Source organism: Paenibacillus sp. sgz302148 (assembly GCF_056120465.1).
In genome coordinates, this window is record NZ_JBVYOJ010000017.1 from 37,908 (window position 1) to 62,746 (window position 24,839).

24 protein-coding genes are annotated in these 24,839 nt (G+C 55.0%); 11 read left to right on the forward strand and 13 right to left on the reverse strand.

Annotated elements, in window-relative coordinates:
- Nucleotides 1-3: 3 nt before the first annotated feature.
- The 4 genes from AC0LWM_RS23210 to AC0LWM_RS23225 form a co-directional block, all read right to left on the reverse strand.
- Nucleotides 4-1,224, reverse strand: coding sequence for a cysteine desulfurase (locus AC0LWM_RS23210; protein ID WP_474677496.1), 1,221 nt, complete (start codon nt 1,222-1,224; stop codon nt 4-6).
- Nucleotides 1,225-1,232: 8 nt separating this feature from the next.
- Nucleotides 1,233-2,549, reverse strand: coding sequence for a glutamate-1-semialdehyde 2,1-aminomutase (gene hemL / locus AC0LWM_RS23215; protein WP_474677384.1), 1,317 nt, complete (start codon nt 2,547-2,549; stop codon nt 1,233-1,235).
- Between the two features lie 13 nt (nt 2,550-2,562).
- Nucleotides 2,563-3,819 carry a serine hydroxymethyltransferase gene (locus AC0LWM_RS23220; RefSeq protein WP_474677385.1) on the reverse strand — a complete coding sequence of 419 codons (1,257 nt, stop codon included), beginning with the start codon at nt 3,817-3,819 and terminating at the stop codon, nt 2,563-2,565.
- A gap of 80 nt (nt 3,820-3,899) precedes the next feature.
- The gene (locus AC0LWM_RS23225) at nt 3,900-5,369 is read right to left on the reverse strand and encodes an aminotransferase class I/II-fold pyridoxal phosphate-dependent enzyme (RefSeq protein ID WP_474677497.1); all 1,470 of its coding nucleotides are present in this window, start codon (nt 5,367-5,369) and stop codon (nt 3,900-3,902) included.
- 328 nt (nt 5,370-5,697) lie between these two features.
- Here AC0LWM_RS23225 and AC0LWM_RS23230 point away from each other — a divergent pair, with 328 nt between their 5' ends.
- A complete protein-coding gene (locus AC0LWM_RS23230) occupies nt 5,698-5,997 on the forward strand; it encodes a DUF2935 domain-containing protein (RefSeq protein WP_474677386.1) in 300 nt (99 codons plus the stop codon).
- A 647-nt stretch (nt 5,998-6,644) separates the two neighbouring features.
- On the opposite strand, the gene AC0LWM_RS23235 is transcribed toward AC0LWM_RS23230, so the two are convergent.
- From AC0LWM_RS23235 to AC0LWM_RS23265, 7 genes are all read right to left on the reverse strand, one after another.
- Entirely contained in the window at nt 6,645-7,277 is a 633-nt protein-coding gene (locus AC0LWM_RS23235; protein WP_474677387.1) for a MarR family winged helix-turn-helix transcriptional regulator, read from the reverse strand.
- Nucleotides 7,278-7,332: 55 nt separating this feature from the next.
- Nucleotides 7,333-7,572 carry a thioredoxin family protein gene (locus AC0LWM_RS23240; RefSeq protein ID WP_474677388.1) on the reverse strand — a complete coding sequence of 80 codons (240 nt, stop codon included), beginning with the start codon at nt 7,570-7,572 and terminating at the stop codon, nt 7,333-7,335.
- A 243-nt stretch (nt 7,573-7,815) separates the two neighbouring features.
- Nucleotides 7,816-9,024, reverse strand: a complete 1,209-nt coding sequence (locus AC0LWM_RS23245; RefSeq protein WP_474677389.1) for an aspartate aminotransferase family protein — start codon at nt 9,022-9,024, stop codon at nt 7,816-7,818.
- Nucleotides 9,025-9,265: 241 nt separating this feature from the next.
- Nucleotides 9,266-9,655: a VOC family protein gene (locus tag AC0LWM_RS23250; RefSeq protein WP_474677390.1), complete on the reverse strand. Its 390-nt coding sequence runs from the start codon at nt 9,653-9,655 to the stop codon at nt 9,266-9,268.
- 190 nt (nt 9,656-9,845) lie between these two features.
- The gene (locus AC0LWM_RS23255) at nt 9,846-10,568 is read right to left on the reverse strand and encodes a Stf0 family sulfotransferase (RefSeq protein ID WP_474677391.1); all 723 of its coding nucleotides are present in this window, start codon (nt 10,566-10,568) and stop codon (nt 9,846-9,848) included.
- Complete coding sequence (gene cysC, locus AC0LWM_RS23260) at nt 10,565-11,149, reverse strand: adenylyl-sulfate kinase (protein ID WP_474677392.1); 585 nt, start codon at nt 11,147-11,149, stop codon at nt 10,565-10,567. The genes AC0LWM_RS23255 and cysC overlap by 4 nt, the downstream gene beginning before the upstream one ends.
- Nucleotides 11,150-11,416: 267 nt before the next feature.
- The gene (locus AC0LWM_RS23265) at nt 11,417-12,178 is read right to left on the reverse strand and encodes a sigma-70 family RNA polymerase sigma factor (RefSeq protein WP_474677393.1); all 762 of its coding nucleotides are present in this window, start codon (nt 12,176-12,178) and stop codon (nt 11,417-11,419) included.
- A gap of 199 nt (nt 12,179-12,377) precedes the next feature.
- Here AC0LWM_RS23265 and AC0LWM_RS23270 point away from each other — a divergent pair, with 199 nt between their 5' ends.
- The 5 genes from AC0LWM_RS23270 to AC0LWM_RS23290 all read left to right on the forward strand — a co-directional run bounded on the left by AC0LWM_RS23270 (nt 12,378) and on the right by AC0LWM_RS23290 (nt 16,580).
- Nucleotides 12,378-13,001, forward strand: coding sequence for a YhbD family protein (locus AC0LWM_RS23270; protein ID WP_474677394.1), 624 nt, complete (start codon nt 12,378-12,380; stop codon nt 12,999-13,001).
- Between the two features lie 19 nt (nt 13,002-13,020).
- The gene (locus AC0LWM_RS23275) at nt 13,021-13,761 is read left to right on the forward strand and encodes a polymer-forming cytoskeletal protein (RefSeq protein WP_474677395.1); all 741 of its coding nucleotides are present in this window, start codon (nt 13,021-13,023) and stop codon (nt 13,759-13,761) included.
- Between the two features lie 26 nt (nt 13,762-13,787).
- The gene (locus AC0LWM_RS23280; RefSeq protein ID WP_474677396.1) at nt 13,788-14,462 is read left to right on the forward strand and encodes a bactofilin family protein; all 675 of its coding nucleotides are present in this window, start codon (nt 13,788-13,790) and stop codon (nt 14,460-14,462) included.
- 20 nt (nt 14,463-14,482) lie between these two features.
- A complete protein-coding gene (locus AC0LWM_RS23285; protein WP_474677397.1) occupies nt 14,483-16,069 on the forward strand; it encodes an MDR family MFS transporter in 1,587 nt (528 codons plus the stop codon).
- A gap of 193 nt (nt 16,070-16,262) precedes the next feature.
- Nucleotides 16,263-16,580, forward strand: a complete 318-nt coding sequence (locus AC0LWM_RS23290; RefSeq protein ID WP_474677498.1) for a GNAT family N-acetyltransferase — start codon at nt 16,263-16,265, stop codon at nt 16,578-16,580.
- Between the two features lie 158 nt (nt 16,581-16,738).
- Here AC0LWM_RS23290 and AC0LWM_RS23295 read toward each other — a convergent pair whose 3' ends face one another.
- Complete coding sequence (locus AC0LWM_RS23295) at nt 16,739-17,269, reverse strand: HD-GYP domain-containing protein (protein WP_474677398.1); 531 nt, start codon at nt 17,267-17,269, stop codon at nt 16,739-16,741.
- Between the two features lie 202 nt (nt 17,270-17,471).
- On the opposite strand from AC0LWM_RS23295, the gene AC0LWM_RS23300 reads away from it, so the two are divergent.
- The 3 genes from AC0LWM_RS23300 (at nt 17,472) to AC0LWM_RS23310 (ending at nt 21,331) form a co-directional block, all read left to right on the forward strand.
- Nucleotides 17,472-19,553 (forward strand): response regulator transcription factor, encoded by a 2,082-nt coding sequence (locus AC0LWM_RS23300; RefSeq protein ID WP_474677399.1) that lies wholly within the window; start codon nt 17,472-17,474, stop codon nt 19,551-19,553.
- A gap of 115 nt (nt 19,554-19,668) precedes the next feature.
- Nucleotides 19,669-21,090: an ATPase domain-containing protein gene (locus tag AC0LWM_RS23305; RefSeq protein ID WP_474677400.1), complete on the forward strand. Its 1,422-nt coding sequence runs from the start codon at nt 19,669-19,671 to the stop codon at nt 21,088-21,090.
- A gap of 13 nt (nt 21,091-21,103) precedes the next feature.
- A complete protein-coding gene (locus AC0LWM_RS23310) occupies nt 21,104-21,331 on the forward strand; it encodes a hypothetical protein (RefSeq protein WP_474677401.1) in 228 nt (75 codons plus the stop codon).
- Nucleotides 21,332-22,253: 922 nt separating this feature from the next.
- On the opposite strand, the gene AC0LWM_RS23315 is transcribed toward AC0LWM_RS23310, so the two are convergent.
- Nucleotides 22,254-23,126 carry an SDR family oxidoreductase gene (locus tag AC0LWM_RS23315; RefSeq protein ID WP_474677402.1) on the reverse strand — a complete coding sequence of 291 codons (873 nt, stop codon included), beginning with the start codon at nt 23,124-23,126 and terminating at the stop codon, nt 22,254-22,256.
- Nucleotides 23,127-23,368: 242 nt separating this feature from the next.
- Between AC0LWM_RS23315 and AC0LWM_RS23320 the strand changes: the two genes are divergently transcribed.
- Together AC0LWM_RS23320 and AC0LWM_RS23325 are read left to right on the forward strand one after the other, a co-directional pair.
- A complete protein-coding gene (locus AC0LWM_RS23320) occupies nt 23,369-23,740 on the forward strand; it encodes a hypothetical protein (protein ID WP_474677403.1) in 372 nt (123 codons plus the stop codon).
- A gap of 136 nt (nt 23,741-23,876) precedes the next feature.
- The gene (locus tag AC0LWM_RS23325; protein WP_474677404.1) at nt 23,877-24,836 is read left to right on the forward strand and encodes a helix-turn-helix transcriptional regulator; all 960 of its coding nucleotides are present in this window, start codon (nt 23,877-23,879) and stop codon (nt 24,834-24,836) included.
- Nucleotides 24,837-24,839 lie beyond the last annotated feature (3 nt).

The following is a 24,839-nucleotide window of genomic DNA, read 5'->3' on the forward strand; positions in this document are numbered from 1 at the left end:
ATCTTATCCCTCCCCGAAATACGCTTTGGCCTTCCGCAACGCGAACAACAGCCGGTCGATGTCCTCTTCCGTGTTGTACATATAAAAGCTCGCCCGCGCCGTCGCGCCGCTGCCCAGATGCTTCATCAGCGGCTGACAGCAATGGTTGCCCGCCCGAATGGCTACCCCGTACGAGTCAACGAAGGTCGCCACATCGTGCGGATGGACGCCGTCCAGCCGAAACGTGACCAACCCGAGACGCCCTTCTTCCGGGCCATAGATCGTCAAACCGTCCATTTGCTTCATTCGATCGATGGCATAACGGGTCAGCTGCCTGTCATGCGCTTCGATTCGGTCCAAACCGACCTGCTCCAAAAAATCAATCGCCACCCCCATGCCGACCGCACCCGCAATGTTGGGCGTGCCCGCCTCGAATTTCCAAGGCGTCTCCTTCCACGACGCATCGTACAAATCGACATGATCGATCATTTCGCCGCCGAATTCGGCTGGCTCCATCCGCGCAAGCAGCTCTTGCCTGCCGTACAGGATGCCGGTTCCGGTCGGCGCGCACATTTTATGGCCCGAAAATACGTAAAAATCGCACCCGAGCTCCCGCACGTCCACCTTCATATGCGGAGCGCTTTGTGCCCCGTCGACGACGAGAACGGCCCCGTGCCGCCGGGCGATGGACGCAATGTCCTTCACCGGATTGACGACGCCGAGCACGTTGGAGACGTGGGAAACGGATATGATTTTCGTCCGGTCCGTGATCGTTCGCTCGACATCCTCAAGCGTGAACGTGCCGTCCGGCTGCAGCGGAATATAGATCAGCCGGGCCCCTGTCGCCTGGGCGGCCCGCTGCCAGGGAAGCAGGTTGCTGTGATGCTCCATCGCCGAAATGACGATTTCGTCCCCGGGCCCGCAAACCGCTCGCACGTAATACGCGGCGACAAGATTGATACCCGCCGTCGCGCCCCGCGTAAACACGATTTCCCGCTCCGACGCCGCGCCCAAAAACCGCGCCGCCTTGGTCCGCGCCGCTTCATAAGCGTTCGTCGCGCGGGCGGCGAGCGTATGAACGCCGCGATGCACGTTGGCGTTATCCGTTTCGTAATACCGCCGGATCGCCTCGATCACTTGCACCGGCTTCTGGGACGAAGCCGCATTGTCCAAATAAACGAGCTGATGGCCGTTGATTTCCTGGCGGAGAATCGGAAACAGCCCGCGCACCTCCGAAAGCCGCATGCTCATGGTCATTCCTCCCTTCTGGCCCGAGCCGCTTTTAACGCCTCATAATGAGCTTGTATCGTCTGCTCGATCTCGGCATCGGTATGGGCTGCCGAAACGAACATCGCCTCATAAGGCGTCGGAGCGGTCAATATACCGGCGCCGAGCATCGCCGCATAATAGGAACGGAACGCCCGCATGTCCGACCGCTGGGCCGTCTCGTAATCGACAACGTCGTGGTCCGCGAAATACGGGCACAGCATCGAACCGACCCGATTGACGCGCAGCGGAATGCCGGTCATCTCCGCGTTTTGCCTGAACCCTTCGGCCAGTCTCGCCGCTTTGCTCTCCAGCCGCTCGTATAGGCCCGGCTGCCCGAGCAGACGAAGCGTCGTATATCCGGCCGCCATGGCCAGCGGATTGCCGGACAACGTGCCGGCTTGGTAAATCGGCCCCGAAGGCGCGACCCTATCCATGATCGCTCGCTTGCCGCCGTAAGCGCCGACCGGCAGCCCGCCGCCGATCACCTTGCCAAGGCACGTCAGGTCCGGTACGATGCCGTACAGCCCTTGCGCCCCGCCATAGTGGACGCGGAACCCGGTCATCACCTCGTCGAAGATGAGCAGGCTTCCATATCGGGCGGTCATGTCCCGCAGCCCCTGAAGAAACCCCGGCGCCGGCGGGATGACACCCATATTGCCCGCGACCGGCTCGACGATCACGGCAGCGATTTGCTCGCCGAACCGTTCGAACGCGAGGCGCACGCTTTCGAGGCTGTTGTACGGCACCGCGATCGTATCCGCGGTAAGCCGTTCCGGTACGCCCGGGCTGTCCGGTAGCCCCAGCGTGGCCATCCCGGAGCCGGACCGGATCAGCAGCGCGTCCGCGTGCCCGTGGTAGCCGCCCTGGAATTTCAATATTTTTGCCCGGTTCGTATAACCTCTTGCCAGCCGCAGGGCGCTCATGACCGCTTCCGTCCCGGAGCTGACCATGCGCACCTTGTCGATGGACGGCATGCTGGCGCAAATGAGCTCGGCCATATGCGTCTCGATTTCCGTCGGCAGCCCGAAGCTCGTCCCCCGCATCGCCGTCAGACGGATCGCTTCGACCACTTCCGGATGGGCGTGCCCTAGGATCAACGGTCCCCATGACCCGATATAATCGATGTACTCGTTGCCGTCCAGATCTTGCACTCTCGAGCCCTGGCCGCTTGCGATAAAAACGGGCGTCAGGCCGACCGTCCCGAAGGCACGGACCGGGCTGTTCACGCCGCCGGGAATGACCCGTTGCGCCGCTGCAAACGCCACGTTCGAACGCGCGTCTTGCCTTGCACCGTTCAGCATCAACCCCGCCTCCTTATTTTGCGCCGGCCCCAAGTTGCCCGTATAACGGAAAACGCATCGTCAGTTCCTTCACCTTGCGCTTCATCTGCTCGTGCACGGCGGTATTGCGCGGCTGCTTCAATACGGCCGCGATAATGCCCGCGATTTCTTTCATCTCGTCCTCACCCATCCCCCGGGTCGTCGAAGCCGGGGTACCGAGCCGAATGCCGCTTGTGACGAGCGGACTTGTCGTGTCGAACGGAATGGCGTTTTTGTTTACCGTAATGCCGATTTCGTCCAGCAGCAGTTGGGCGTCCCGGCCGGTTAACCCGACGCTCCGCAGATCGACCAGCAGCAAATGGTTGTCCGTTCCTCCCGAAACGACGTCGATCCCTTCCGCCATCAGCGCTTCCGCAAGCACGGCCGCGTTGCGGAGCACGCGCTCCATGTTGGCCCTGAACTCGGGCGTGCCGTTTTCACGGAAAGCGACCGCCTTGGCCGCGATCATATGCATGAGCGGGCCTCCTTGCGTCGTAGGGAAAACCGCCTTGTCGATCGCCTGCGCCCAGGCCGACCGGCACAGGATGACGCCGCCTCTCGGGCCGCGTAGCGTTTTGTGCGTCGTCGTCGTGACAAAATGGGCGTGCGGCACCGGATTCGGATGCAACCCGGCGGCGACGAGCCCGGCGATATGCGCCATGTCGACGAGGAACAGCGCCCCCGTTTCTTCGGCGATCCGGGCCAGCGGCTCGAAATCGATCGTGCGCGGATAAGCGCTCGCCCCGAAGACGAGCATGCGCGGCTTATGCAGATGGGCCAGCTTGCGCACCTCGTCATAATCGATGCGCAGTGTTTCCCGGTTCACACCGTATGGGATGAACTGGTACAGCTGGCCCGATGCGTTGGCCGGACTGCCGTGGGTCAGATGGCCGCCGTGCGCCAAATTCATGCCGAGGATTTTGTCCCCGGGGCTGACCGCCGCGGAATAAACCGCCATGTTCGCCTGGGCGCCCGAGTGCGGCTGCACATTGGCATGCTCCGCGCCGAACAGCTGCTTGACCCGCTCCCTTGCCAGCTCTTCCACGATATCGATGTGGGCGCAGCCGCCGTAATACCGCTTGCCGGGGTAGCCCTCCGCGTATTTGTTCGTCAGCACCGTGCCCATCGCTTCCATGACCGCCTCGCTGACGAAATTTTCCGACGCGATCAGCTCGATTTTGTCCCGCTGCCGTTCCAGCTCTTGCCCGATCGCCGTCGCGATGGCGGGATCCTGCTTCCGCAAATGCTCCATCGTTCTTATCTCCTCTCGAATCGCCCGGCCCGGCAACGTCCTTCCGCTTTCGGAAACGGCGTCCGCCGAGCCGAGCCGGCTTAATAAATGGCTTGTGCCTCAACGACAACTTTGACTTGGCGAAGCGACAAATCTTCCGGCCCCTTCACCGGCAGCCCGACCTCTAGATGCTCGCGGATATAGCGAATATGCTGCTCCGCGATCACCTCGCCCGGTAGTAAAATCGGTATGCCCGGCGGATAAACATAAATCGATTCCGCCATAATCCGCCCGGTCGACGCCGCGAAAGACACCGACTCCGTATCGCCGTAAAAAGCGTCCCTCGGCGACAGCAGCAGCTGCGGGATTTCGGGGAGGGCGATATCCACCTTGCGGATTTCCCGTTTGCCGAAGTGGGACGCCGCAAGCTCCGTCAATGCCGCAAGCAGGACGTCGACGGAGTCCATCGTGTCGCCGGGCGTCACGAGGCACAAAATGTTGTACAAATCGCTAAGCTCCACTTCGATGTTGTACCGGTCCCGCAGCCAATTTTCCGCTTCGTAGCCCGTTATGCCGAGCTCCCGCACATGCACCGTCAGCTTCATCAGGTCAAAATCGAATGCGGCTCCCGTCCACAAAATTTCCCGGCCGAAGGAGCGCAGCCCCGGAATTTCGTTGATTCGGCTTCGGGCGTATTCCGCGAGCCGGATCGTCCGGTCGATCAATTCGTAGCCGTTCAAGGCGAGATGCTTGCGCGCCGCATCGAGCGAAGCGAGCAGGATGTACGAGGTCGACGTCGTCGTCAGCATGCTGAACATCGCCTGCACTTTTTTCACCGAAACAAGCCCTTCCCTCACATGAAGCAGCGAGCTCTGGGTAAGCGAGCCGCCCAACTTGTGCATGCTCGTCGCGGCCATATCCGCCCCGGCCTGCATCGCCGTCAGCGGCAGTTTGTCGTGGAACTGCAGCAGCGCGCCGTGCGCTTCGTCCACAAGGACCGGCATGCCGTATTGATGGGCAAGGTCGACGATTGCCTGCAAATGGGTGCATACGCCAAAATACGTCGGGTTGATCACCAGCACCGCCTTGGCGTCCGGATGCCGCTCGATCGCCTTTTTCACGGAGCGGACGGAGATGCCGTGATCGATCCCCCAGTTCGCGTCCCGCTCCGGCGTGACGAACACCGGCTTGCAGCCGGTAAAAATGATCGCCGACAAAATCGACTTATGCAGGTTGCGCGGCACGATAATTTTGTCGCCCGGGCCGCATACCGACATGATCATCGTCATGATCGCCCCGCTCGTGCCCTGCACCGAAAATAACGTATAATCCGCGCCGTACGCATGGGCGGCTAAGCGCTGCGCCTCGTCGATGACGCCGGTCGGCTGGTGCAGGTCGTCCAGCGGCGCGATGTTGATCAGGTCGATCGATAGCGCGTTTTCCCCGAGAAATGCTCGAAATTCCCGCTCCATGCCCCCGCCTTTTTTATGTCCCGGTATATGGAAAGGAATCGGATTGCGTTTCGCATGCTTGAGCAATGCCGTAAACAGAGGCGTTTGACGGTGATCTATTTGGACTGTTTGGACTGTTTGATCTGTTTGATCTGTTTGATCTGTTTGATCTGTTTGGACTTTTGGGACTGTCGGGACTGTCGGGACTTTCGGGTCTGTCGGGTCTGTCTTGTTCAATCTTGCACCATTCCCTTCGAATCGGCGGTACGGTTAATGAGGTTCAGTATATCGGGCACAAATTAATTCATCAATATTATTGTTTTTATAATAACCATAGGTATTTCCTATCGTATAAATCGTGAAGCATTCAATCACCATCAGACGCCCCATGTCATAGGCTATGGTGCACATCGGTTAGAAATCGTGAAGACGGAAGGTGATTTGTGGCATGCAATTTTTTTATGAGGATAAAATGCCGCTGCGTATGTTGGACGAAGCCGAGTTTTGGAAGCAGCAGGAGGCCGAGCATACGGTCGTTATCCGAGAGTTTGTCCCCAACCTGGAGCCGCAGTTCAAGGAAGCACTGCAGAAGTGGGAGCAGGCTTTCTCTCAAACGCACGCGCTCGTCATCTCGTATGTGGAGACGCTGATACAGGCGCATGGCCCGTTGAACCCTGCGTTTTACCAGCAGGTGCTGGGGCTTATCCAGTTTTGCCTGCAGCAAAGCCAGCAGTTCGTGTTATTCTGAATCAGCTCGCGGAGCAAAGCAATCCGATCAAGAACAACCCGACCGCACTCGTCATCTTGAATCATATCCGCCGGGAATCGAATATTTTATCGGCATCTCGCAAACGATCCTGTATGATCCTCCCATGGAGCAACTCACATATTGAGTGTAAATGGCGATATTGGCGGTAACCGACATTACGCCTGTATCGGCGATTCCGGAAACAAACGGAAACACCCCAACCGAAGTGCCGAATCGAGGGGCGTTTTCGTCAAATACGGCATCCCTATTTATTGGAACTGCAGATCCGCCCCAAATACGGGGGGAGCCGGGATCACGATTCGATTGTTCAATTGGGAAAATAACAGGAAAACATGTATTTAATTCGAAAGGGATTAAGGTGTGCGGGAAAAATAACTGGATAACATGCATGTAATATTGTGCGAATTCACCAAAATAGCTTTACTCGGTAAAAATAAATACATATTTTCCATTTAATTCTCTGAAAACGGCCGAGATCGATAAAAATAACGGCATGTTTTCCAGTTATTATTAAGGGGATGCTCTATTAATAAGGGGATGCTCCGCTCTCTGCAGCAGCCGCAAGCCATGCTGGCCTTACGCTTCTGCTACAAGCTTGCCCCATGCCTCACGCATACCGGACGAATTTACGTCCCCGGCACGATTTCGCTTGAAGGAGGCGAGTGCTCCGGGCATTCTTTTAACGTGCTTTCATCGGTCATAAATTTTTGGATCATGGCGCAATAATGAGGCTCGCTTTCATCCCCGACGTCCGGCCTAAAATGGATGCAGCCACGGCATGGCTCCGACACAGCGATATACCCTTGCTCCCGAAGGGAAGCGACAATCGCGCCGAGTCCGATTTCCAGATTGGCGAGCACCTCCTCGGGCAGCCGCCGCAGGTTGTGCTCCAGCATGAGCCCCCAGCCGTCCAACGCTTGCACGCATTCGTACTCTTTCGGCGTGAGCCGGAGCAGGGTGTTCCGACGATCGTGCGCGTTTCGCTTTTTCGCCAGCAGCCCTTTGGCCACAAGGCCGTTCGCCACCTTCACCGCCGTCACATGCGTGGCGCCGATCGCGCGGGCGAAATGGCCGACCGTCGCGACATCCTCGCGGGTATGCAAGGCAAACAGCAGCGCCTGAATTTGAATCGGCGACAAACCGGCACGGTCGCCCTCGGCTTGCATCATTTTTTTGATCGCCCGGGACATCCGGATGAGGGCCATCCCAACGCGCCCTGCGGCATGTTCGCTTCGATATCCCGCATCGTATAGCATCATTCACGCCTCCGCCGCTAGGCAAACAAAGAAGGCGCTATATCAGCGCCTCATAGGTTCACCCTTGCTTGACATCTTCGAGACTTGCACCGAAGTTGATGTGATAGACGTTGCCGTCAAGAACCAATGCCGGAACCGACTTCACTCCCGCTTGCTCGGCATCCGCGATCCGATTGCGCTGGCTTCCGAGATGGACAACCTCCACGCTTACTTTGCCGTTGTCGAGATAGTTCAACACCGTTTGTTCCGCATCGACGCAAACCGGACAACCCGCATGATAAAATACCGCTTTGGACATATTCATCGCTCCTCGAATGATTTATGTAGCAGGGCTACACTTCTCACTATAAGTTCGCAAGGTCCATAGTACAATTACAATGATTATATAGTTGTGATAGGAAAAACCTATCGTTTACAATCGTTGTCTACGACCAACGCACCCGCTCTTCGAGATATGGCGCTGCCTCCGGCTTTTTACTCCGCTGCCCCAAATGAAAAAGGCTGCCGATGGGGCAGCCTTGCTCTTATGAATGACGCTATTTTACTCGAATGACTTCGCGAGAACACGTCGCATCGCCTTGCACAAAATGTCCGTCATGGCGTCGACGTCGGAGCGCGTGACGATCAAGGCCGGCATCAAACGAATCGTATGCGGGCTTGGAGAGTTGATCAGCAGCCCTTCTTTGCGGCACTCGTGAACCAGCTCCGCGCCCGAAGGAACAGGCAGGTCGAATGCGATCAGCAATCCTTTGCCTCTGATCCTTGCAAGCCCGAAGGTTTCCTTGATTTCCTCCAACCGCTCGAAAATATAGTCGCCAAGAACCGCGGCATTGGAGGATAAATCGCGTTCCACGATCTCCCTCACTACGGCAAGCCCTACGGCCGTTGCAAGAGGCTGCCCGGTATAGGTTCCCCCTTGATCGCCGGGCTCGAACAAGTCGAACCGCTCTTTGGCGAGCATCGCGGAAAGCGGAAACCCGCCTCCGATGCCTTTGCCCAACGTCATGACGTCCGCTTCGACGCCGTAATGCTCATACGCAAAAAGCTTTCCCGTTCGGCCAAACCCGGTTTGGATTTCGTCAAAAATGAGCATGACCCCCGATTCGTCGCATACGCTTCTTAACTTGGCCAAATATCCGGGATCAACCGAATGGACGCCGCCCTCCCCTTGCACAAGCTCCAGCATTACGGCGCACGTGTTCGGATTGATGGCCGCCAAAAGCGAATCAATGTCGTTGAGAGGAACATGTTTAAATCCCGGCACTTTCGGCGCAAACAAAGGTTCCCAATGCGTTTTTCCGGTCGCCGACATCGTCGCAAGCGAACGGCCGTGGAACCCGCCCGTTATCGTGATGATCTCGTATGCGCCGCCCAATTTTGCGGCACCGTATTTTCTGGCGAGCTTGATCGCGCTTTCGTTAGCCTCTGCGCCGCTGCTTGCAAAAAATACTTTGTCGAAGCAGGACAGTACCGTCAACAGCTTGGCCAGTTCGAGCATCGGCCTGTTGTAAAACCCGGGACTGGCGTTAACCAGCAACGCTGCCTGACTCTGCAAAGCTTCCTTGATCACGGCCGGAGAATGGCCCAAACATGTTACGGCCCACCCTCCGATAAAATCCAGATACCGTTTCCCGTCCGTATCCCATAAGTACATGCCGTCGCCACGTTCCATGACGATTTCCGGGCGCACCGCGGTGAATAAAATCGAATCCTTCGCTTCCTCCAATTGCTTGCTGTCATTAAGAATCATGATAAGCTTCCCCCCGCACATTGATGATTCATTATACATATTTATGTATATTTATTCAATATAAATTCGGGGGATCGAACTACGCCAAAGGCTTGCCAAAAACGACATGGAAATGAAGGTGCTTCGAAGGCGTACGCCCGCTCAGCACCTCTTCGCAATAAAAATCTTCGCTCATCTTTTGTCCCCCTGATCGGTTAAAATTGATGCATGCTGCACCCTCGATTCCTTCCGATTTCTCCCGTCAGGCCGGAACCTCTTCGCAAATGCCGAGATAATTACCGTCCGGATCGCGAAAATAAACAACCTTGATACTGCCCGAATCCATAATATCCGACGTTTCGACGCCTCTTTCCCGCAGCAGCCTTTGCGACTGCTCGATATCGCTGCTCTTGAAATTGAAGTAATGCATCGTGCCTTCCTTGCTCTTAAATTGCGCGGGTTGAAACTCCTGCACTTCAATGAGGCCAAGCAAGCTCTCCCCTTGACCGACCTTGAACCCGGCACCGCCCGGCCACTGGTACAACAGCTGCAAACCAAGTACGGTCTCGTACCATCGCAGCGACGCTTGCAAATCGGTCACAGGCAAGAAAACTCCGTCGATGCGCTCAAATAAAGGATTTTGCAAACTCATCTTGATCGCGCTCCTCATCAGTTCATTTTTTACATTCCAAATAAAATGACACGACTTCTGCCAAAAATCTATCACGAAAGTTGGGCAAAAGTATGCTTAACAGGACAAACCGCAAGTAAAATAGGAGTAGCCGCAGCGACTACTCCTTACTTTTGCACAAATCCATTATGCCGATAAATTAATGACAGAGCTACCAGGACACATGCTCCCAGCCATCCTGCCGCTCTTTGCGAAAACGCTGCACCCAGCTTTCCGCAATTTCGTCGGCAATCTGATCGTAGAACGGTGGCGCTACGGGTACGGAATCCGCCTCGATCTCCAGGAAGTCCAGCACCTGCTTAACCGTCCCTTCGTAATTCCGAATAAAGTCCTCGTACACGATCGTAAGCGGCACAATCCCGCCTTCCGCGAAAAATGCTTCAATAGCCGCCTCGTACATCGTGCTAGCAACAAGCAAATGATTAATGGCGTCAAAATTATACTTGTCCTCGAGAAGCTCCTCCGTCGGTTTCGTTCCGTGTTCCCGATGCCATTCGCCGGAAACGATCGCCCTCCACCAGGATACGGCCAATCGAACCTTGTTGCGCCGGGTCATATAAATATGTTTGCACTCCGGAAATACGGCTTCCCACACTTGTCGTTTGGACAGCCCTTCCGGCAGCTGCAGCACACGCGTAAAAGCATCGATCCATTGATCCAACCGATACGTGTTCAGTTTCACCCCGATTACGCCGTTTGGCGTCGCCGATTGCCACATCTGCCGCATATCCTCAATGCGGTATGCAGCCGGGTCCTTAAATGTTAGCCATTCAGCCGGATTACCGGCAGCACCGGTCGATTCAAGCGCTTTATTCAACAAAGTACTTCCCGTCCGCTGCGAAAACCAGATCGTATAACCGCGTGTCGGCTTCATTTCGTTCCCTCCTCCAAGGCTTCTAATCTTATCTTAGGTTGCAGAAAGCCGATAAGACTTTCTGCGCACTGCCGCACATCCAGAAGCTCCGTGTCCAGCACGAGATCCGGCTCGGCCGGAGGATCGTAAGGCGCGGAAATTCCGGTGAACTCCGCAATTTTGCCCGCTCTGGCAAGACGGTACATGCCTTTCGGGTCGCGCCGTTCACATTCCGCAAGCGAGCATCGAATATACAACTCTGTGTAATCTTCCGGACAAAACCGCTGTCTGACGATTTCTCTGCAAGATTCCGTAGGCGATATGAGCGGCGCCAATACGAGAACCCCCGCTTCCATGAACATATGCGCCACTTCGGCTGAGCGCCGTATATTTTCCATCCGCTGTTCTTCGGAAAATCCCAGATCCCGGTTCAATCCTTTGCGCAGACGGTCTCCGTCGAGCAGCACACACCGGATGCCTTGTTCCAGCAGCATCTTCTCTACTTCCAGCGCAATCGTTGTTTTTCCGGAACCTGGCAAGCCGGTGAACCAGACGACGCCGCCCTTGTGACCGTTAAGTTTTTCGATCCAATTTCTATGCATAGCTATCCCTCCTTGCAACGATCAAGTGAATATCGAACGAACGCGAAAAAACCGTCGATGAACACCGTTCACCCACGGCTTTCCATTACGGAAATGATAGAGCAGGTCCACTCGCGTCTATATGAGGTCTATTTCCAGCATATAACTCTGCCGTTCGCTTTTCAAAGGAGAGTTTGGTTACAAGAAAAGCTTCTCATTTGCCAGAACGGGGTGAGCGGCAATCTCTCGCTCGTAACATTCGTGAGAAATCTCATAATCTTCTCGCCGTCACGCTTGCGACGTCACCATGAGCAAATGACCGTCCGGATCGCGAAAATAAAGCCGCAGCACGCCCGCTTGCCGCTCGGTCTTGCGAACGGAAACGCCGGATTGGCTGAGCACATGGTAGGCTTGAACGATCGCTTCGGGTTCCCCATGCCGGAACGCATGCAGGAACGATTGCAGCAAATCGGCGAGCCCAAGCGGTCTAGCTTGACTGCCGGCAGATAACGGCGCTGCGCTGCGCCCAGTCGCCAATCGATCAGCCGTCTGCTTACTCTGCGCGGCGATCCACTTCAGCTTTGCCCGGGCGCGATGAAGGGCGGCCTGCACCGCTCCCTCCGTCGCCTCCAGACGCTCCGCCGTTTCCCGGGCGGTGTAATCGAACACGTCCATCATAAGCACGATTACTGCCTGACGGGCAGGGAGCTGATCGCAGAGCAGCTCGAGCGCTTCCCGCACTTCCGCGGCATCCGTCGGCGTCGCATTCGCAACGGCTTCCTCCTCCAGCGGTTCCCATCCGCTTTTCCTGCGCCGCACCATATCGATCCACGCATGATGGGCGATCCGGCATAAATAAGTCCTTGTAATCGGACGAGCCTCGCAATGCTTTAGCGATCGATAAACCTTCATCAATGTCTCTTGCATCAAATCTTCGGCATCCCAGGCGGAACCCGCAAGCTTCCGGCAATAGGCCCGCAAAAAAGCCTGTCGCTGCTCCGTTTCTTGCTGAAACCGCTGTTGCACGAAAAAATTAGAATGTGCCGGCATGAGTTCGACTCCCTATGCATTTAATCCAGCTTCTTCCACGCTTAATAAATAAAGATTAACATTACTCGTCGCTATTTTGTAGCTGATCTGTGTTAAGCCCCTTCTTGCCGTCGGAAAAATATTTTCCCCCTCAGTCCCGAGACTGATATACAACGTAACAATGTTATGTTACACTGTTTTGCGTAGGAGGTGTCGACACGTGGAACTCCAGTTGATTTCCAAAAAAGATTTGCTTGAGCTTACCGGAATTTCCTACGGGCAGCTGTACAGATGGAAACGAAAAAACTTGATCCCCGAGGATTGGTTCATCCGAAAATCGACGTTTACCGGCCAGGAAACGTTTTTCCCGAAGGATAAAATACTCGCTCGCATCGATAAAATCATGAACATGAAAGAGGATTTGTCCTTGGATGAATTGGCCGACGTCTTTTCTCCTTATCTGGCGGAAGCAAGCATCGACAAAAACGAATTAATCGATCGTAACATTGTTTCGATGGTTGCCTTAGACTTCTACATCGCTCAGCAAGGCGAGCCAGGTGTATTTACGTTCGACAAGCTGCTGTTCGTTTCGATCTTCGACAAGCTGCTGCAAACCGGAGAGATGAGTCTTGACGAAGGCAAGCATTTGCTGGGCACACTCGCCGCGCATTACCCGAAGTACGAGGGGAAATCATGCGAATTGATCATGCTGCGCAAGATGGGCGTCTCCGCGTTCATGCTGTTGTCGAGTCCGAATGAGGCTTATTTCGAGACCGGCATCAAAGTGGTAATACGCCTGAATGTCAACGGCTGTCTGGAAGAGCTGAAGATGAAATTATCTTAGTGCAGGGAGGTGCGCATCAATGGAGCACATCATTTCAGGGAAACCGGATCTGGTTATTAGCGGGATCGGTCAGGCATCGGGCGGGCAATACAACGATGCGAAGATCGAGGGCATGGCCCGGGTGAGCGGCGATCTCGAATGCAGCGACATGCTGGTGAACGGAACGATGCGGGCCAGCGGCAATATTACGTCGCAATCGCTGTCCATACAAGGCATGTCCAACATCGCAGGCAAACTCGAAGCGGCCCGGATCCATATCGAAGGAACGATCAAAATCGGCGGGAGGGTCGCTTTTGCCACGATGAACGTTCAAGGAACGATTCAGTCGAAGCGAAGCATGAACGGCGAAGAAATACGGCTCGAGGGATTGCTCAAGACGGGCGGCGACTGCGAAGCCGAGCGCTTCATCGCCCGCGGCGGTTTCAAGATCGCGGGGTTATTGAATGCAGGCCAAATCGATATCCGGCTGTTCGGCGGGTCAAGCGCGCAGGAAATCGGCGGGGAAACGATCGATATTCGGCGGGAGGCGCAAGGAAACTTCCTCCATCGATTGTTCAGCTACATCTATTACAGCTTCTCCAATACACTGAACGTCGATACGATCGAGGGCGACGATATATACCTTGAGTACACGAAGGCAAGAACGGTTCGCGGCAATAACATAACGATCGGACCCGGCTGCCGGATTGATAAGGTTGAATATAAAAACAAATTCCATCGCGACGCCAAAGCAAGAGTAGGAAGCTCGAAAAAAGCATGACGACAACGTATAAAGGAGGGATCGCCATGGACAAGAACATGAACCGCAACCTGAGCATCACCGGTACGGGAAGCGCAACGGGGGGCGTGTTCAACAAAGTAAAAATCGTCGGCGAAGGCAAAATCAGCGGTGGCATCGAGTGCCAATATTTGCGCTGCGTCGGCACATCGGAGATTATTGGCAGCGTCAAGGCGGAAACGCTCAGCGTCCAGGGCGTGGCGGACATTCGCGGACAGCTGGCGGTTCAAAGCGCCAAAGTTTACGGCGAAACCAAGGTCGACGGCTCGATCGCCGGAAATACGGTCGAGCTTCGCGGCAATACGATCGTGAAGGGCAACTGCGAAGCGGAGCAATTATCGCTTGATGGCCAATTCGCGATCGACGGACTGCTGAACGGCGGAACGGTCAAGCTTCGCATTCACGACGAATGCCGCGCGGCCGAAATCGGCGGCGGAACGATCCGCGTAGGCAAACTCGGCAAGCTCACCTTCCTGCGCATGATGTTCAAAACGCCCGCCTCGCCTCGGCTTACCGCCGATACGATTGAAGGCGACGATATCTACCTGGAGCATACGCATGCCGATATCGTCCGCGGAAACCGCGTGACAATCGGCCCCGGCTGTCAAATCAAGACGGTCGAATATAAAACCGAGTATAACCAGCATAAGCATGCTAAAGTGATTCACCAAATTAAAATATAGGTGTGGAGGAGAATCAACAAATGACTGCGAAAAAAAATAATCTTGCCCTTGTCGTCGTCGGCCTGCTGCTAGGCATGCTGATGGCGTCGATGGACAACACGATCGTCGCCACGGCAATGGGCACGATCGTAGGGGAGCTCGGCGGACTCGACAAATTCGTATGGGTTACGTCGGCTTACATGGTCGCCGAGATGGCCGGCATGCCGATCTTCGGCAAATTGTCCGACATGTACGGACGCAAACGGTTTTTCATCTTTGGCTTGATCGTCTTTCTTGCCGGGTCGATTTTGTGCGGCACGGCAAATAGCATCGTAGAGCTTAGCATCTACCGCGCCATCCAGGGGATTGGCGGCGGGGCGCTCATCCCGATTGCTTTTACGATCCTGTTCGATATTTTCCCGCCCGAGAAACGCGGCAAGATGGGCGGCTTGTTCGGCGCCGTATTCGGATTATCCAGTATTTTCGGCCCGCTGCTCGGGGCTTACATCACCGATTACCTTCATTGGCGCTGGGTATTCTACATCAATCTGCCGTTAGGCTTTATCGCGCTCATCATGATCGCGGCATTCTACCGCGAATCGCCGATGCACACCCGTCAAAAAATCGACTGGGTCGGCGCGGCAACGCTTGTCGGCGCCGTCGTTTGCCTCATGTTCGCGCTTGAACTCGGAGGGCAAAAGTACGCATGGGATTCGGTGCAAATTATCGGCATGTTCGCCGGCTTTGCCGTGTTGGCCGTTATGTTCCTGCTTGCGCAAACGAAAGCGCAAGAACCGATCATTTCGTTCAACCTGTTCAAAAATAAGCTGTACGCCTCGAGCAATATTATCGGGTTTTTCTATAGCGCCGCTTTTATTGCGGGAACGATCTACATTCCGATCTTCGTCCAGGGCGTTCTCGGCGGATCGGCGACCAATTCCGGTCTCGTGCTGCTGCCGATGATGCTCGGTACGACGATTTCCGCCCAGCTCGGCGGGGTGTTCGTCAGCAAAACGTCCTTCCGCAACATCATGGTCGTATCGGCTCTTGTCTTTATAACAAGCTTGGTTTTGTTAAGCACGTTAACAGCGGACTCGTCGCGATTGACGGTCACCCTCTATATGATTCTTGCCGGTCTTGGCGTAGGCGCCTCCTTCTCGGTGCTCAACATGGCCGCGATCAACAACTTGCCGGCGACGCAGCGCGGCTCGGCGAACGCAACGCTCGGATTTTTGCGGGAGCTTGGCATGACGCTTGGCATCACGATCTTCGGCATTCTCCAGCGCAACGACTTCTCGGGCAAGCTAACCGATATATTCGCCGGTTCCGGAGGCGCGGCGCCGCAGACGACCGATCCGCGGGCGCTGTTGACGCCAGAGGCGCGAGCCCAAATTCCGGAAGGCATTCTGAAGCAAATCACCGAAGCGCTGTCGGGCTCCATTGCGCTGACGTTCCTTTGGGGACTTGTGCCCGCTGTCATCGCGCTCTTCTTCGTCTTCCGAATGGGCAAAACGAGAATGGAAGGCAACGGCTGGGGCGCCCCGGCGCCGGAAGCGGCCGAAGTCGGTGCCGTACAGCCGCAAGAACGCGGCGGGAAAGCTTTGAAACGCGCAGAAGCGACGGAATAGTTTGCCTCTGTCCTTCGCCTCACTCTCGTCAAGGCGCGACAACGATCGGATCGAAGCCTCCGGCCACCTCAAGTGGTCAGGAGGCTTTTCCGTTCCTTTGCAAGGCTGAAACCAATTTGTTCTTGTATTCGGCGCAGCATGCATTAATATTAAGAACATCGGGAGGAGTGTCAACGACCCTAATATCAAGGATATCGTTTTTGTCGTAGCCTATAGGAACAGCCTGCCAGTCGGCTGTGGGGCGATCCGGCCGATCGATCAAGAGAGCACGGAATTAAAAAGATTTTTTGTGGAGTCGTCTTATCGAAGGATGGGCATCGCGTCAAGAATGCTGAGCTTCTTGGAACATACGGCAAGACAGATGGACTTCCACAAGATCCGTCTGGAAACGGGAACCGAGCAACCGGAAGCAATCCTTTTCTATAAAAATCATGGGTACAAAGAAATCGATAAGTTCGGTGAGTATGTCCATTGCGAGATGAGTCTTTGCTATGAAAAAAGTTTAACCTGATTGGCCCGAATTCGAAATCATCGATTTTCAAATCACCAAATACGATGAACGATTCGGAGCGTTCCTGATCGATTGATACAGAAGAAGGGTGTCCCCAGAGTCATAAATATGATTCAGGGGCACCCTCTTTCTATAAAAACACGTTTTGGGACGCCTGCTCAAAATTTCTTGGAATACTGCGACTGCTGAGGATCCCGCAACAGACGGCCGAAGCGGCGGATCACCTCAGCATCATACAGCACGTCGGCCCATCGGTATAGCTCTTCAATGGCCGCAGGCATCGGCAGCAGCGGGTTGCCCGCCGGCGATACGGTCATCCGATCGAAGCTGTCCGCGACGCGCAGCAGCTGTGCCGTAAATCCAATACGCTGCCAATCTAGACCGTGCGGAAATCCTGTTCCGTCCAGATTTTCGCCATATTGCAGCAGGGCATCCATATCCACAACGGACTCCAGCCTCCATTGCCGCGCAATCTCGACGTTCGCCAGCGGAATTTCATATTCGTCATCCGTCATCAATCGCCCGATTTCATGCAGCATCGCCGCGCCGGACAAGCGCTCCGCGGCAGCGGCATCCATGCTCCAATCATCCGCCATTTTCCGACAATATTGGGCTACCCGCAGACTGTGGCGATAAGCCGATTTATAATCGAGCCGAAACCGTTTCAGCAATAACTCCGGTAATTGCATACGCCTCATCCTTTCTATTCCTTTCCATTATCGGGCAATCGAGCCGATTGCGTAATGGCATACGTTTCTCATTTTTTTGACCGACGGGCATATAGGAACCTGCTCCTACGTTTTTGATGAATGGAGCAGGAAATTGTCATGCTTTGTAGAACTATTTCACAGTGAAAAATATGAACGAAATCCTACGCGGGCAGGTGATTGCATGCACGAAGGCTCTGACAAATCCATCGATTTGTTGAATGCGTTTTCCGAATGGTGCGGACTGCCGATCGCGGTCGTCGATCTGCAGAGCCATGTCGTTGCCAGGAGCGCATCCTGCATGAAGGTTGATGCCGCTTTTCCCGACACGGACACTTTGCAGCGCTTTATCGCCGATTACGGCCATGTCAAGGTACCGACAGTTTCGGCCGCCAAGGACGGCAAATATTTTTTTGTCGCCCCCGTATCGGGTCCCCTTGACCAATTAATCATATCCGGTTCGCTCAGCGAACCGACCTCTTCCGCTTATCTATCGTCGGATACCACCCGCGAGATGCTTCACAGGTTCGGGAGTTTGTCGCAGCTGCTCGGATCCTTGCACCGGCTAGGCGAGCGGGAACGGTTTGAGCTAACGGAACGGAGCGCGCTAGGCCGATTGTCGCAAGCGGCCGATCCATCTATCGGCTCTGCGCTCGATTGGATCCGGCTAAGCCCTGTCGTGCTGCCCGATTTTCCGCTCCTAGGCTTTGCGGTGAAGGACGGCGACGAAGAATATGTCGTCGTTTATGGGGCCGGCGGCTTCGAGCCGCTCAAGGACCGAAGGTTTATGATCGGCGAAGGCAAGCTCGGCATGGTCGCGGCTACGGAAAAAGGGGGATTGTGGCCGAGCCCGGAGGAAAGCGCCGCCGAAACGCTATTGATCGAGGCGGGGATCGAGATCAACCATCTGTTTGTTTTCCCCGTCATTCGTTGCGGCGAGGTGGCCGGCATTCTGTTCGGCGGAAGCCGCCAAGAGAAATTGACGGCACATCCGGATACGTTGAACCATACGGTTTCGATTTTCGCCCGGATCGCAGGGCTGCTCATGCAGAACGAGCTGTCGGACAAGCGGGCGCGAAGCTCGCTGCTGCGTCTCTCCACTTTGCTGGACGTCAGCCAGCTGCTGCTGCCGGATACGGCCGACATGCGAAAGCTGATCTACTCCTTGGTCGACATGGCCCTGCATATCGGACGCGGTACGTTCGCCTGCGTGCTGTGCCACAATACGGACAGCGATTCCGCCGACAAAATGCTGTTCGTTTCCCGCGGGATGGACGCTGACAAAATTCGCGCATACAGCCGGGAGCTCACCGGACGGTACATCGCTTCAAGCGATAGCCGGCCGGCCGCCAAGCCGGAGCCTCTGACTCCGGTGATGCGAAGCTCGTCTGCGATGGGGCGAATTATCGAGGTGCCTCTTATGCCTTTTGGGCATTGGTACGGCGTATTGTGCCTGAACGTGGAAGCCGACTTCGAGCCGAATGAAGCGATCACGTTTTTCCATGGGTTTTCGATCGTCGCTTCGATCGCGCTGGAGAAAACAAAGGAGCGCTTCAGCCGCCAAGACCGCGCGGTGCGAACATTGCACAAGTCCATGAAGCACTGGAATCCGGAGATGTATCGTTCCTCGACCCGGCTCGCGGAATGGGCGGTTGGTTATGCCGAGTCGATCGGCGCAAGCCAGACGGAATGGAACGTTCTCCGGCAAGCAGCCTGGCTGTCGGGCTACGATCCGAAGCTGCTCGAGGAAGAAGAGATCGATCCTTCGGTCGTCCGCATCGTGGCGGCCTACCGGAATCCGAATCTGCACCAGAGCGACGAGTCCGTTGGCATGGCGGCGGGCAGGCAAGGCGCCGTGCTTCAAATGCTGGATCGATTTCTTCGGCATAACGAAGATCCCGAGGTCATTCGGGAGCTGCCGCATGGCGATCCCGCATTGAAGCAATCGCTGCTCCGTTACATTCTGCAGCAGCAAATCGTCGAGCAAGAGATTGTCGTGATGCCGGTCGGCGCCTCGCCTCCTCCGCATCCGGCTCATGATAAAATCGGCTTGCTGTCCGCATTGACGTCTCGCGAGCATGAGGTACTGGAATATATCGGGCAAGGCTTGAACAACAAGCAGATCGCCGCTCAGCTGTTCATCAGCGAGCATACGGTGAAAAATCACGTCACCAAAATTTTTCAAAAACTCGATATTACGGATCGTAGCCAAGCGACAGCTATTTTGTACGAATGGAAGTTCCGGCATCAAGCCGTGCGAAGCTGATACAACTGGGGGAAACGGATGGCTCCGCGAATTGGGCTTTCGTTAACCGATAAATATAAGATCGCTATAGCTTATAACGGATCTAGTCTTATATTTGAGAGGAGCAAGCACATCGATGGGCGACATCGTCTTATCGGGCATTCCGGGACTTGACCCGCTGCTGCATGGCGGTTTTCCCGCCAATGCCCAAATCGTTCTCGAAGGTTCCCCGGGAACGGGGAAAACTACACTCGGCATGCAATTTCTAGTTTATGGCGCAACAACGCTGAATGAGCCTGGCCTCTACATCACTTTCGAGGAATTGCCGGCCGCCATTTATCGGAGCATGGAATCGTTCGGCTGGAATATTCGCGAGCTGGAGCGGAACCACTTGCTGAAGGTCGTTTGCATTTCGCCGAATGCGTTTGTCGACCAGTTGATGCAAGAGGGCGGCGTGCTGGAGCGGCTGATTCATCGTATGGGCTGCAGGCGGATCGTCATCGACAGCGTCAGCCTATACAAGCATTTGACGGATGAAGGGCCCGTCTTCCGGCAAAGGGTCTATATGCTGACCAATATTTTGCGCAAATTTTCGATAACCTCGCTGCTGATCAGCGAAACCGGCACAAACTTCGGGATGGAATCCCCCATCGAAAACTATGTCGCCGACGGCGTCATTCGTTTGTCGGTCAAACCGTTTATGAACGATTTCCGCACGCGAATCGTCGAAATCGTGAAGATGCGCAACCGCAAAATTATCGAGGGCGAGCATACGTATCGAATAACGGATAGCGGCATCTATATCGTTCCGAGCATCTCGTACGACGACCCGGCGACACGCAGCGACATGCAATTGCTTTCGACCGGCATCGACCTGCTTGACGAAGCTTTGGGAGGCGGAATCCCCCGCGGTTCGATTTTCGCGATCGATACGAACAGCCGCGTCCAATACAGGCCGATGATCACTTCATTGCTCTCCGCCCATCTGGCCCGGGGCAATCCGTGCCTCGTTCAGTTGTCGAGCATGACATCGGTCGGGCAGTTTGCGCAATATATGCAGCTGTTCGATATTTCCGCGCTCGATATGCTGCGGGCCGGGCAGCTTCATCTGATCGATTATTTCAACCGTCCGATCTCGGACGAGCTCCGGCCTTGGGTTACGATACTGAACCCTGACAGCGCTTCCCTGCTTCGTTCGATCGATGAAGCGACCGGTGCTTTCGTGGGCGAAACGATGCCTGTGAATCCGAATGTGCTGCTCAAGTTCGATTTGTACACCGCCTATATCGAGCAAGGCCAGCAGTTCGCCACCCAGCTATTCAAGCAGGAGCTGCACCGGGCTTTGGAGTATAACCTGACTTACGTGATGCTATGCAATTTTGCCGAAATGAGCGATGATTCCGCTTCATTCTTGAAGCGGAATTGCAGCGGCATCATTCGTACATGGATTGAAGGCGTTTACCAATACGTGCAAGTGACGAAATCGCCCCTCGGGCACATCTCGCCGCCGATGCTCGTCGAATCCGTAATGCATAAGCCGTTTATCCGCTTGTTGTGAGGAGGCGTAACCGTTGGATGAACAAAACAAGTTAACGATCGCGCTAGAGTGCACCGCATTCTTTCAGCAAAATCCGTATACGCTGGAAACGGCGGATGGGATCGCCTTGCGGATCGGCCGCAAGCTTGCGGATATCGAGCCGGTGCTGCGCAACATGACATCGCGAGGCTTCCTGCAGCAAGACGGCGAAGGATCCCATGCGATTTATAGCTACATCCTGCCTGACGTATGCGTGATTTAGGATGGAAATGGATGCGGGCTGCCGAAATATCGGCAGCCCGCGAAATGTATTTTATATAACCCGCTGCGTACAGGCGTACACAGACGATAAAGTTCCCGTATCATACATGAATAAAACGACCATTAGTACAGCTAAAACAACAAAAGCCCTACCTCTCTTTTGTCCTTGCGGCTCCGAAGACCGCGCCAGTGTGAATCAGTCATACGTCAAACAAAATCCTTCGTGAGCATCGGAATTTGAAACAAGAAATGGCTGGAGAAAAATTATTCTTCTGAGGAACTAATGGGGGGGTCATATAAAAAGACTGTGTTAGTATAGCATAGAATATGGTATTAAGTCAAATGAAACAATAATTTGATTCTTTGGTGTCAAGGAAAGCTTCTATCGAAGCCATTCAAAGATGATGATCGCGCTTCAGCCCCCATTCGCCTGTATGAATGGAGCATTGCAAACATGTACAGACACGTTGTAAATGGATGAACTGACTTTCAGAAATTTTTGGCTGAAAATCAGCAAATTATTTCTGAAATTATGACGAATACTCCTATTGAATGAAACATTCAGAAAAAATTTTCTGAAATAAAGAAAATTTTGGCTAAAAGCAGAAAATAATTTCTGAAATCTGCTTTTTCCCCTTCTTTGCCCCTGAATTCAAGAAAAAATTTCTGAATTTCAGAAACTTTTTTCTTAATGAAATTGCAGAAGCTCTTTCTTAATGAAAATTGCAGAAGCCCTATTGAAACGAATTTAGGGCATTTATTTTGTATTGAAGCCAGCCCCGATAGCATTACATTACTACAAGCTTAACAGCTTGCATCGTCTTTTCCGCACATCAATTACCGATGCTTGCGTCGTCCTAATGGCACATCGTTTACCGCGAATACTTTCATATATTTTGAAAAACCGATGCGAGTGCATCGGCTCATCCTTTTTTCAGCTGCGCATAATAACGGCCCCAATGCGGCCGGCTGCCGTCGGCATCCTCGAATCCGTATTCGTCCGACAAGTCCCACGAGCTTAACGATTGGCCCGACTTTGCGGCTACATTCGGATCGGCCGCCAATGCCGCCACGGCCCTTCCTACATAATAGGGTGTCTCCGATGCAATGAAATTCGGGTCGATTCGGGTCGCGTCCCTCCAATTCGCCTCCGTCACGCCAAAATGATCCAGCATCGCCTCCGAACGGAGGAAACCCGGCGTTAGCGCCACAGCCGTGACGCCATGAGGGCGCAGCTCCTCGGCCATCGCTTCGGCCAGATGAATGGCCGATATTTTGGCCAAGCTGTAGTATAGATTGCCCCGGTAGTGGTAACCTACACCATCGGTAATTTCGATGATCAGCCCTTGCTTTCGCGCAACCATAAGCGGCGCTCCATAATAGCTAGTAATCATGTGCGTGTGTACGGATTGGCGCTGGATTTGCAAGCCGTTCGCAAGCGAATGCTCCCAGAACGTTTCTCCCCAGACACTTAACGGATCGCCGCCCCAGATATCGTTCACAAGCACATCCAGCCGGCCGTCCTGCTCAGCGGCGACGCGCTCGAACAGCGCCTTCACTTCCGATTCCGACGTGTGGTCGACACGCATCGGGATGCCGGTGCCGCCTTTGGCCGTCACCATTTCCGCGGTCTCATCGATTGTCTCGTGCCGCCCCATCGGCGACAGATTGCCGCGTGTACTGCGTCCCGTCACGTATACTGTGGCTCCCGCTTCCCCGAGCGATACGGCGATGCCGCGCCCCGCACCGCGCGTTCCTCCCGCGACGACCGCTACTTTCCCTTGCAATGGTTTCATTCGGCTGCGCCTCCTTGACCTGAATCTCTCCTATATTGTTCACTACTTCCTCATCAGCATATCAAACGATATATGACACCTACTGTCATGTTGATAAAAAACGAAAACGAGTGGTTCGTCCGCCGCTTTCGAATGGGGTATAAAATGCCGTTTTTCGCAAATGCTACGTTCAGGTGGGTGCACTGGCAAATATTCGCCAGACGGGCGCAAAAAATATACGGATAGACGAGGAGATGTTCAGGTTGACGGATAAATTGATTTCGGCATATTTCCGCAGCCCGTCCGACGCGGAAGGCGTCGCCGCGAAGCTGAGGGCTCTTCGAGTGCCGGATGTTCAGATCGAGCGGGTGGATCCGTTCTCCATGACGGAAACGTACCGCGTCGAAAACCCGATAACGGGCGACTTTCCCGGCTTGGCGGCTATCGTGAACAACGCGACTTCGCCGAGCAGAGACACGGCCATCCTGGCGGCGGCGTTTCCGGTCATGAGCGGCATGAGCGACGGCAGCCGGGACGATTCGGTCGGGCTCGATGTTTTGCTTACGGCGCTTGTGAATGATGAAATTTACGACATAGCGGTTCACGTCGTCAAGGAAGCCGGCGGCCGGCTATAGAAGACTGTCCCTTGGGTATCGTTTTGCCAAGGGACGGTTTTTTTTATTTGGGGACGAGTGACATATTGCCACGAATTGATTAACATCATGTATGATGAATACTGTGAACAAAGTCCGGAAACAAGGAGTTGACATTATGCGTGCCGATCGTCTGGTATACATTCTGCTGACCATGCAGCAGCGCGGGAAAACGACAGCACGTCAGCTTGCGGAAAAGCTGGAGGTGTCGGAGCGCACGGTGCTGCGGGATATGGAGGCGCTCGGGGCAGCCGGAATTCCGGTTATCGCCGACCGAGGCTCGAACGGCGGCTGGTATTTGGCCGAAGGCTACCGCACGCAGCTGACCGGGCTGAATCGATTGGAGCTGCAATCGCTGCTCGTTGCGAATCCGTCCAGCGCCTTGGCCGATCTTGGCATGCATGGCGATTATGAGGCGGCTTTCTTGAAGCTGCTGGCATCGCTGCCGCCTGCCTTGCGGCAGGATGCCGAATTCGCACGGCAGCGGCTCCACGTCGATGGGGCCGGATGGCATGAGTCCGGCGAGGCGTGCCCGCATTTGCCTACCGTGCATGCCGCCGTATGGGAGCAGCGGAAGCTCGCCTTCCGGTATGACAAGGACGAAGCCGGCACGGAACGGATCGCGCACCCGCTCGGGCTTGTCGCCAAAGGCAGCACTTGGTATGCGGTGGCTGCATTGCCGGGAGAAGGCGGGCTGCGCTCCTACCGGATTTCCCGGATGAAAGAAGCCCGACTGCTGGATGAAACGTTCGAGCGACCGGCGGACTTTGAACTGCCGACGTATTGGGCGGAGTCAACCGCTGCCTTCAAAGCGAACTTGCCCCGTTACCCCGCGGTCGTGCGCATCAAAGAAAGCTTGTTGCAGCGAATTCGTATGGCCCGCTACGCCAAAGTCGTCCGCACGGAACATGCGGACGACGGGTGGCTGCTCGCCGATATCGATTTCCAAGCGCTCGATTCGGCTTGCGAATATGTGTTAGGTCTCGGCGCGCAGATCGAAGTGCTGGAACCGGCGGAGCTGCGGGCCGCCGTCATCGCTCAAGCCAAGGCGATTGCCGCTGTATACGGCGAACGGTGACAT

What these genes read in the sequence shown, in the direction of transcription:
- AC0LWM_RS23210 (WP_474677496.1), bottom strand. Translation starts at nt 1,224, where the DNA reads ATGCGGCTTTCGGAGGTGCGCGGGCTGTTTCCGATTCTCCGCCAGGAA.
- hemL (WP_474677384.1), bottom strand. Translation starts at nt 2,549, where the DNA reads ATGCTGAACGGTGCAAGGCAAGACGCGCGTTCGAACGTGGCGTTTGCA.
- AC0LWM_RS23220 (WP_474677385.1), bottom strand. Translation starts at nt 3,819, where the DNA reads ATGGAGCATTTGCGGAAGCAGGATCCCGCCATCGCGACGGCGATCGGG.
- AC0LWM_RS23230 (WP_474677386.1), top strand. Translation starts at nt 5,698, where the DNA reads ATGCAATTTTTTTATGAGGATAAAATGCCGCTGCGTATGTTGGACGAA.
- AC0LWM_RS23235 (WP_474677387.1), bottom strand. Translation starts at nt 7,277, where the DNA reads ATGATGCTATACGATGCGGGATATCGAAGCGAACATGCCGCAGGGCGC.
- AC0LWM_RS23240 (WP_474677388.1), bottom strand. Translation starts at nt 7,572, where the DNA reads ATGTCCAAAGCGGTATTTTATCATGCGGGTTGTCCGGTTTGCGTCGAT.
- AC0LWM_RS23245 (WP_474677389.1), bottom strand. Translation starts at nt 9,024, where the DNA reads ATGATTCTTAATGACAGCAAGCAATTGGAGGAAGCGAAGGATTCGATT.
- AC0LWM_RS23250 (WP_474677390.1), bottom strand. Translation starts at nt 9,655, where the DNA reads ATGAGTTTGCAAAATCCTTTATTTGAGCGCATCGACGGAGTTTTCTTG.
- AC0LWM_RS23255 (WP_474677391.1), bottom strand. Translation starts at nt 10,568, where the DNA reads ATGAAGCCGACACGCGGTTATACGATCTGGTTTTCGCAGCGGACGGGA.
- cysC (WP_474677392.1), bottom strand. Translation starts at nt 11,149, where the DNA reads ATGCATAGAAATTGGATCGAAAAACTTAACGGTCACAAGGGCGGCGTC.
- AC0LWM_RS23265 (WP_474677393.1), bottom strand. Translation starts at nt 12,178, where the DNA reads ATGCCGGCACATTCTAATTTTTTCGTGCAACAGCGGTTTCAGCAAGAA.
- AC0LWM_RS23275 (WP_474677395.1), top strand. Translation starts at nt 13,021, where the DNA reads ATGGAGCACATCATTTCAGGGAAACCGGATCTGGTTATTAGCGGGATC.
- AC0LWM_RS23280 (WP_474677396.1), top strand. Translation starts at nt 13,788, where the DNA reads ATGGACAAGAACATGAACCGCAACCTGAGCATCACCGGTACGGGAAGC.
- AC0LWM_RS23285 (WP_474677397.1), top strand. Translation starts at nt 14,483, where the DNA reads ATGACTGCGAAAAAAAATAATCTTGCCCTTGTCGTCGTCGGCCTGCTG.
- AC0LWM_RS23295 (WP_474677398.1), bottom strand. Translation starts at nt 17,269, where the DNA reads ATGCAATTACCGGAGTTATTGCTGAAACGGTTTCGGCTCGATTATAAA.
- AC0LWM_RS23300 (WP_474677399.1), top strand. Translation starts at nt 17,472, where the DNA reads ATGCACGAAGGCTCTGACAAATCCATCGATTTGTTGAATGCGTTTTCC.
- AC0LWM_RS23305 (WP_474677400.1), top strand. Translation starts at nt 19,669, where the DNA reads ATGGGCGACATCGTCTTATCGGGCATTCCGGGACTTGACCCGCTGCTG.
- AC0LWM_RS23315 (WP_474677402.1), bottom strand. Translation starts at nt 23,126, where the DNA reads ATGAAACCATTGCAAGGGAAAGTAGCGGTCGTCGCGGGAGGAACGCGC.
- AC0LWM_RS23325 (WP_474677404.1), top strand. Translation starts at nt 23,877, where the DNA reads ATGCGTGCCGATCGTCTGGTATACATTCTGCTGACCATGCAGCAGCGC.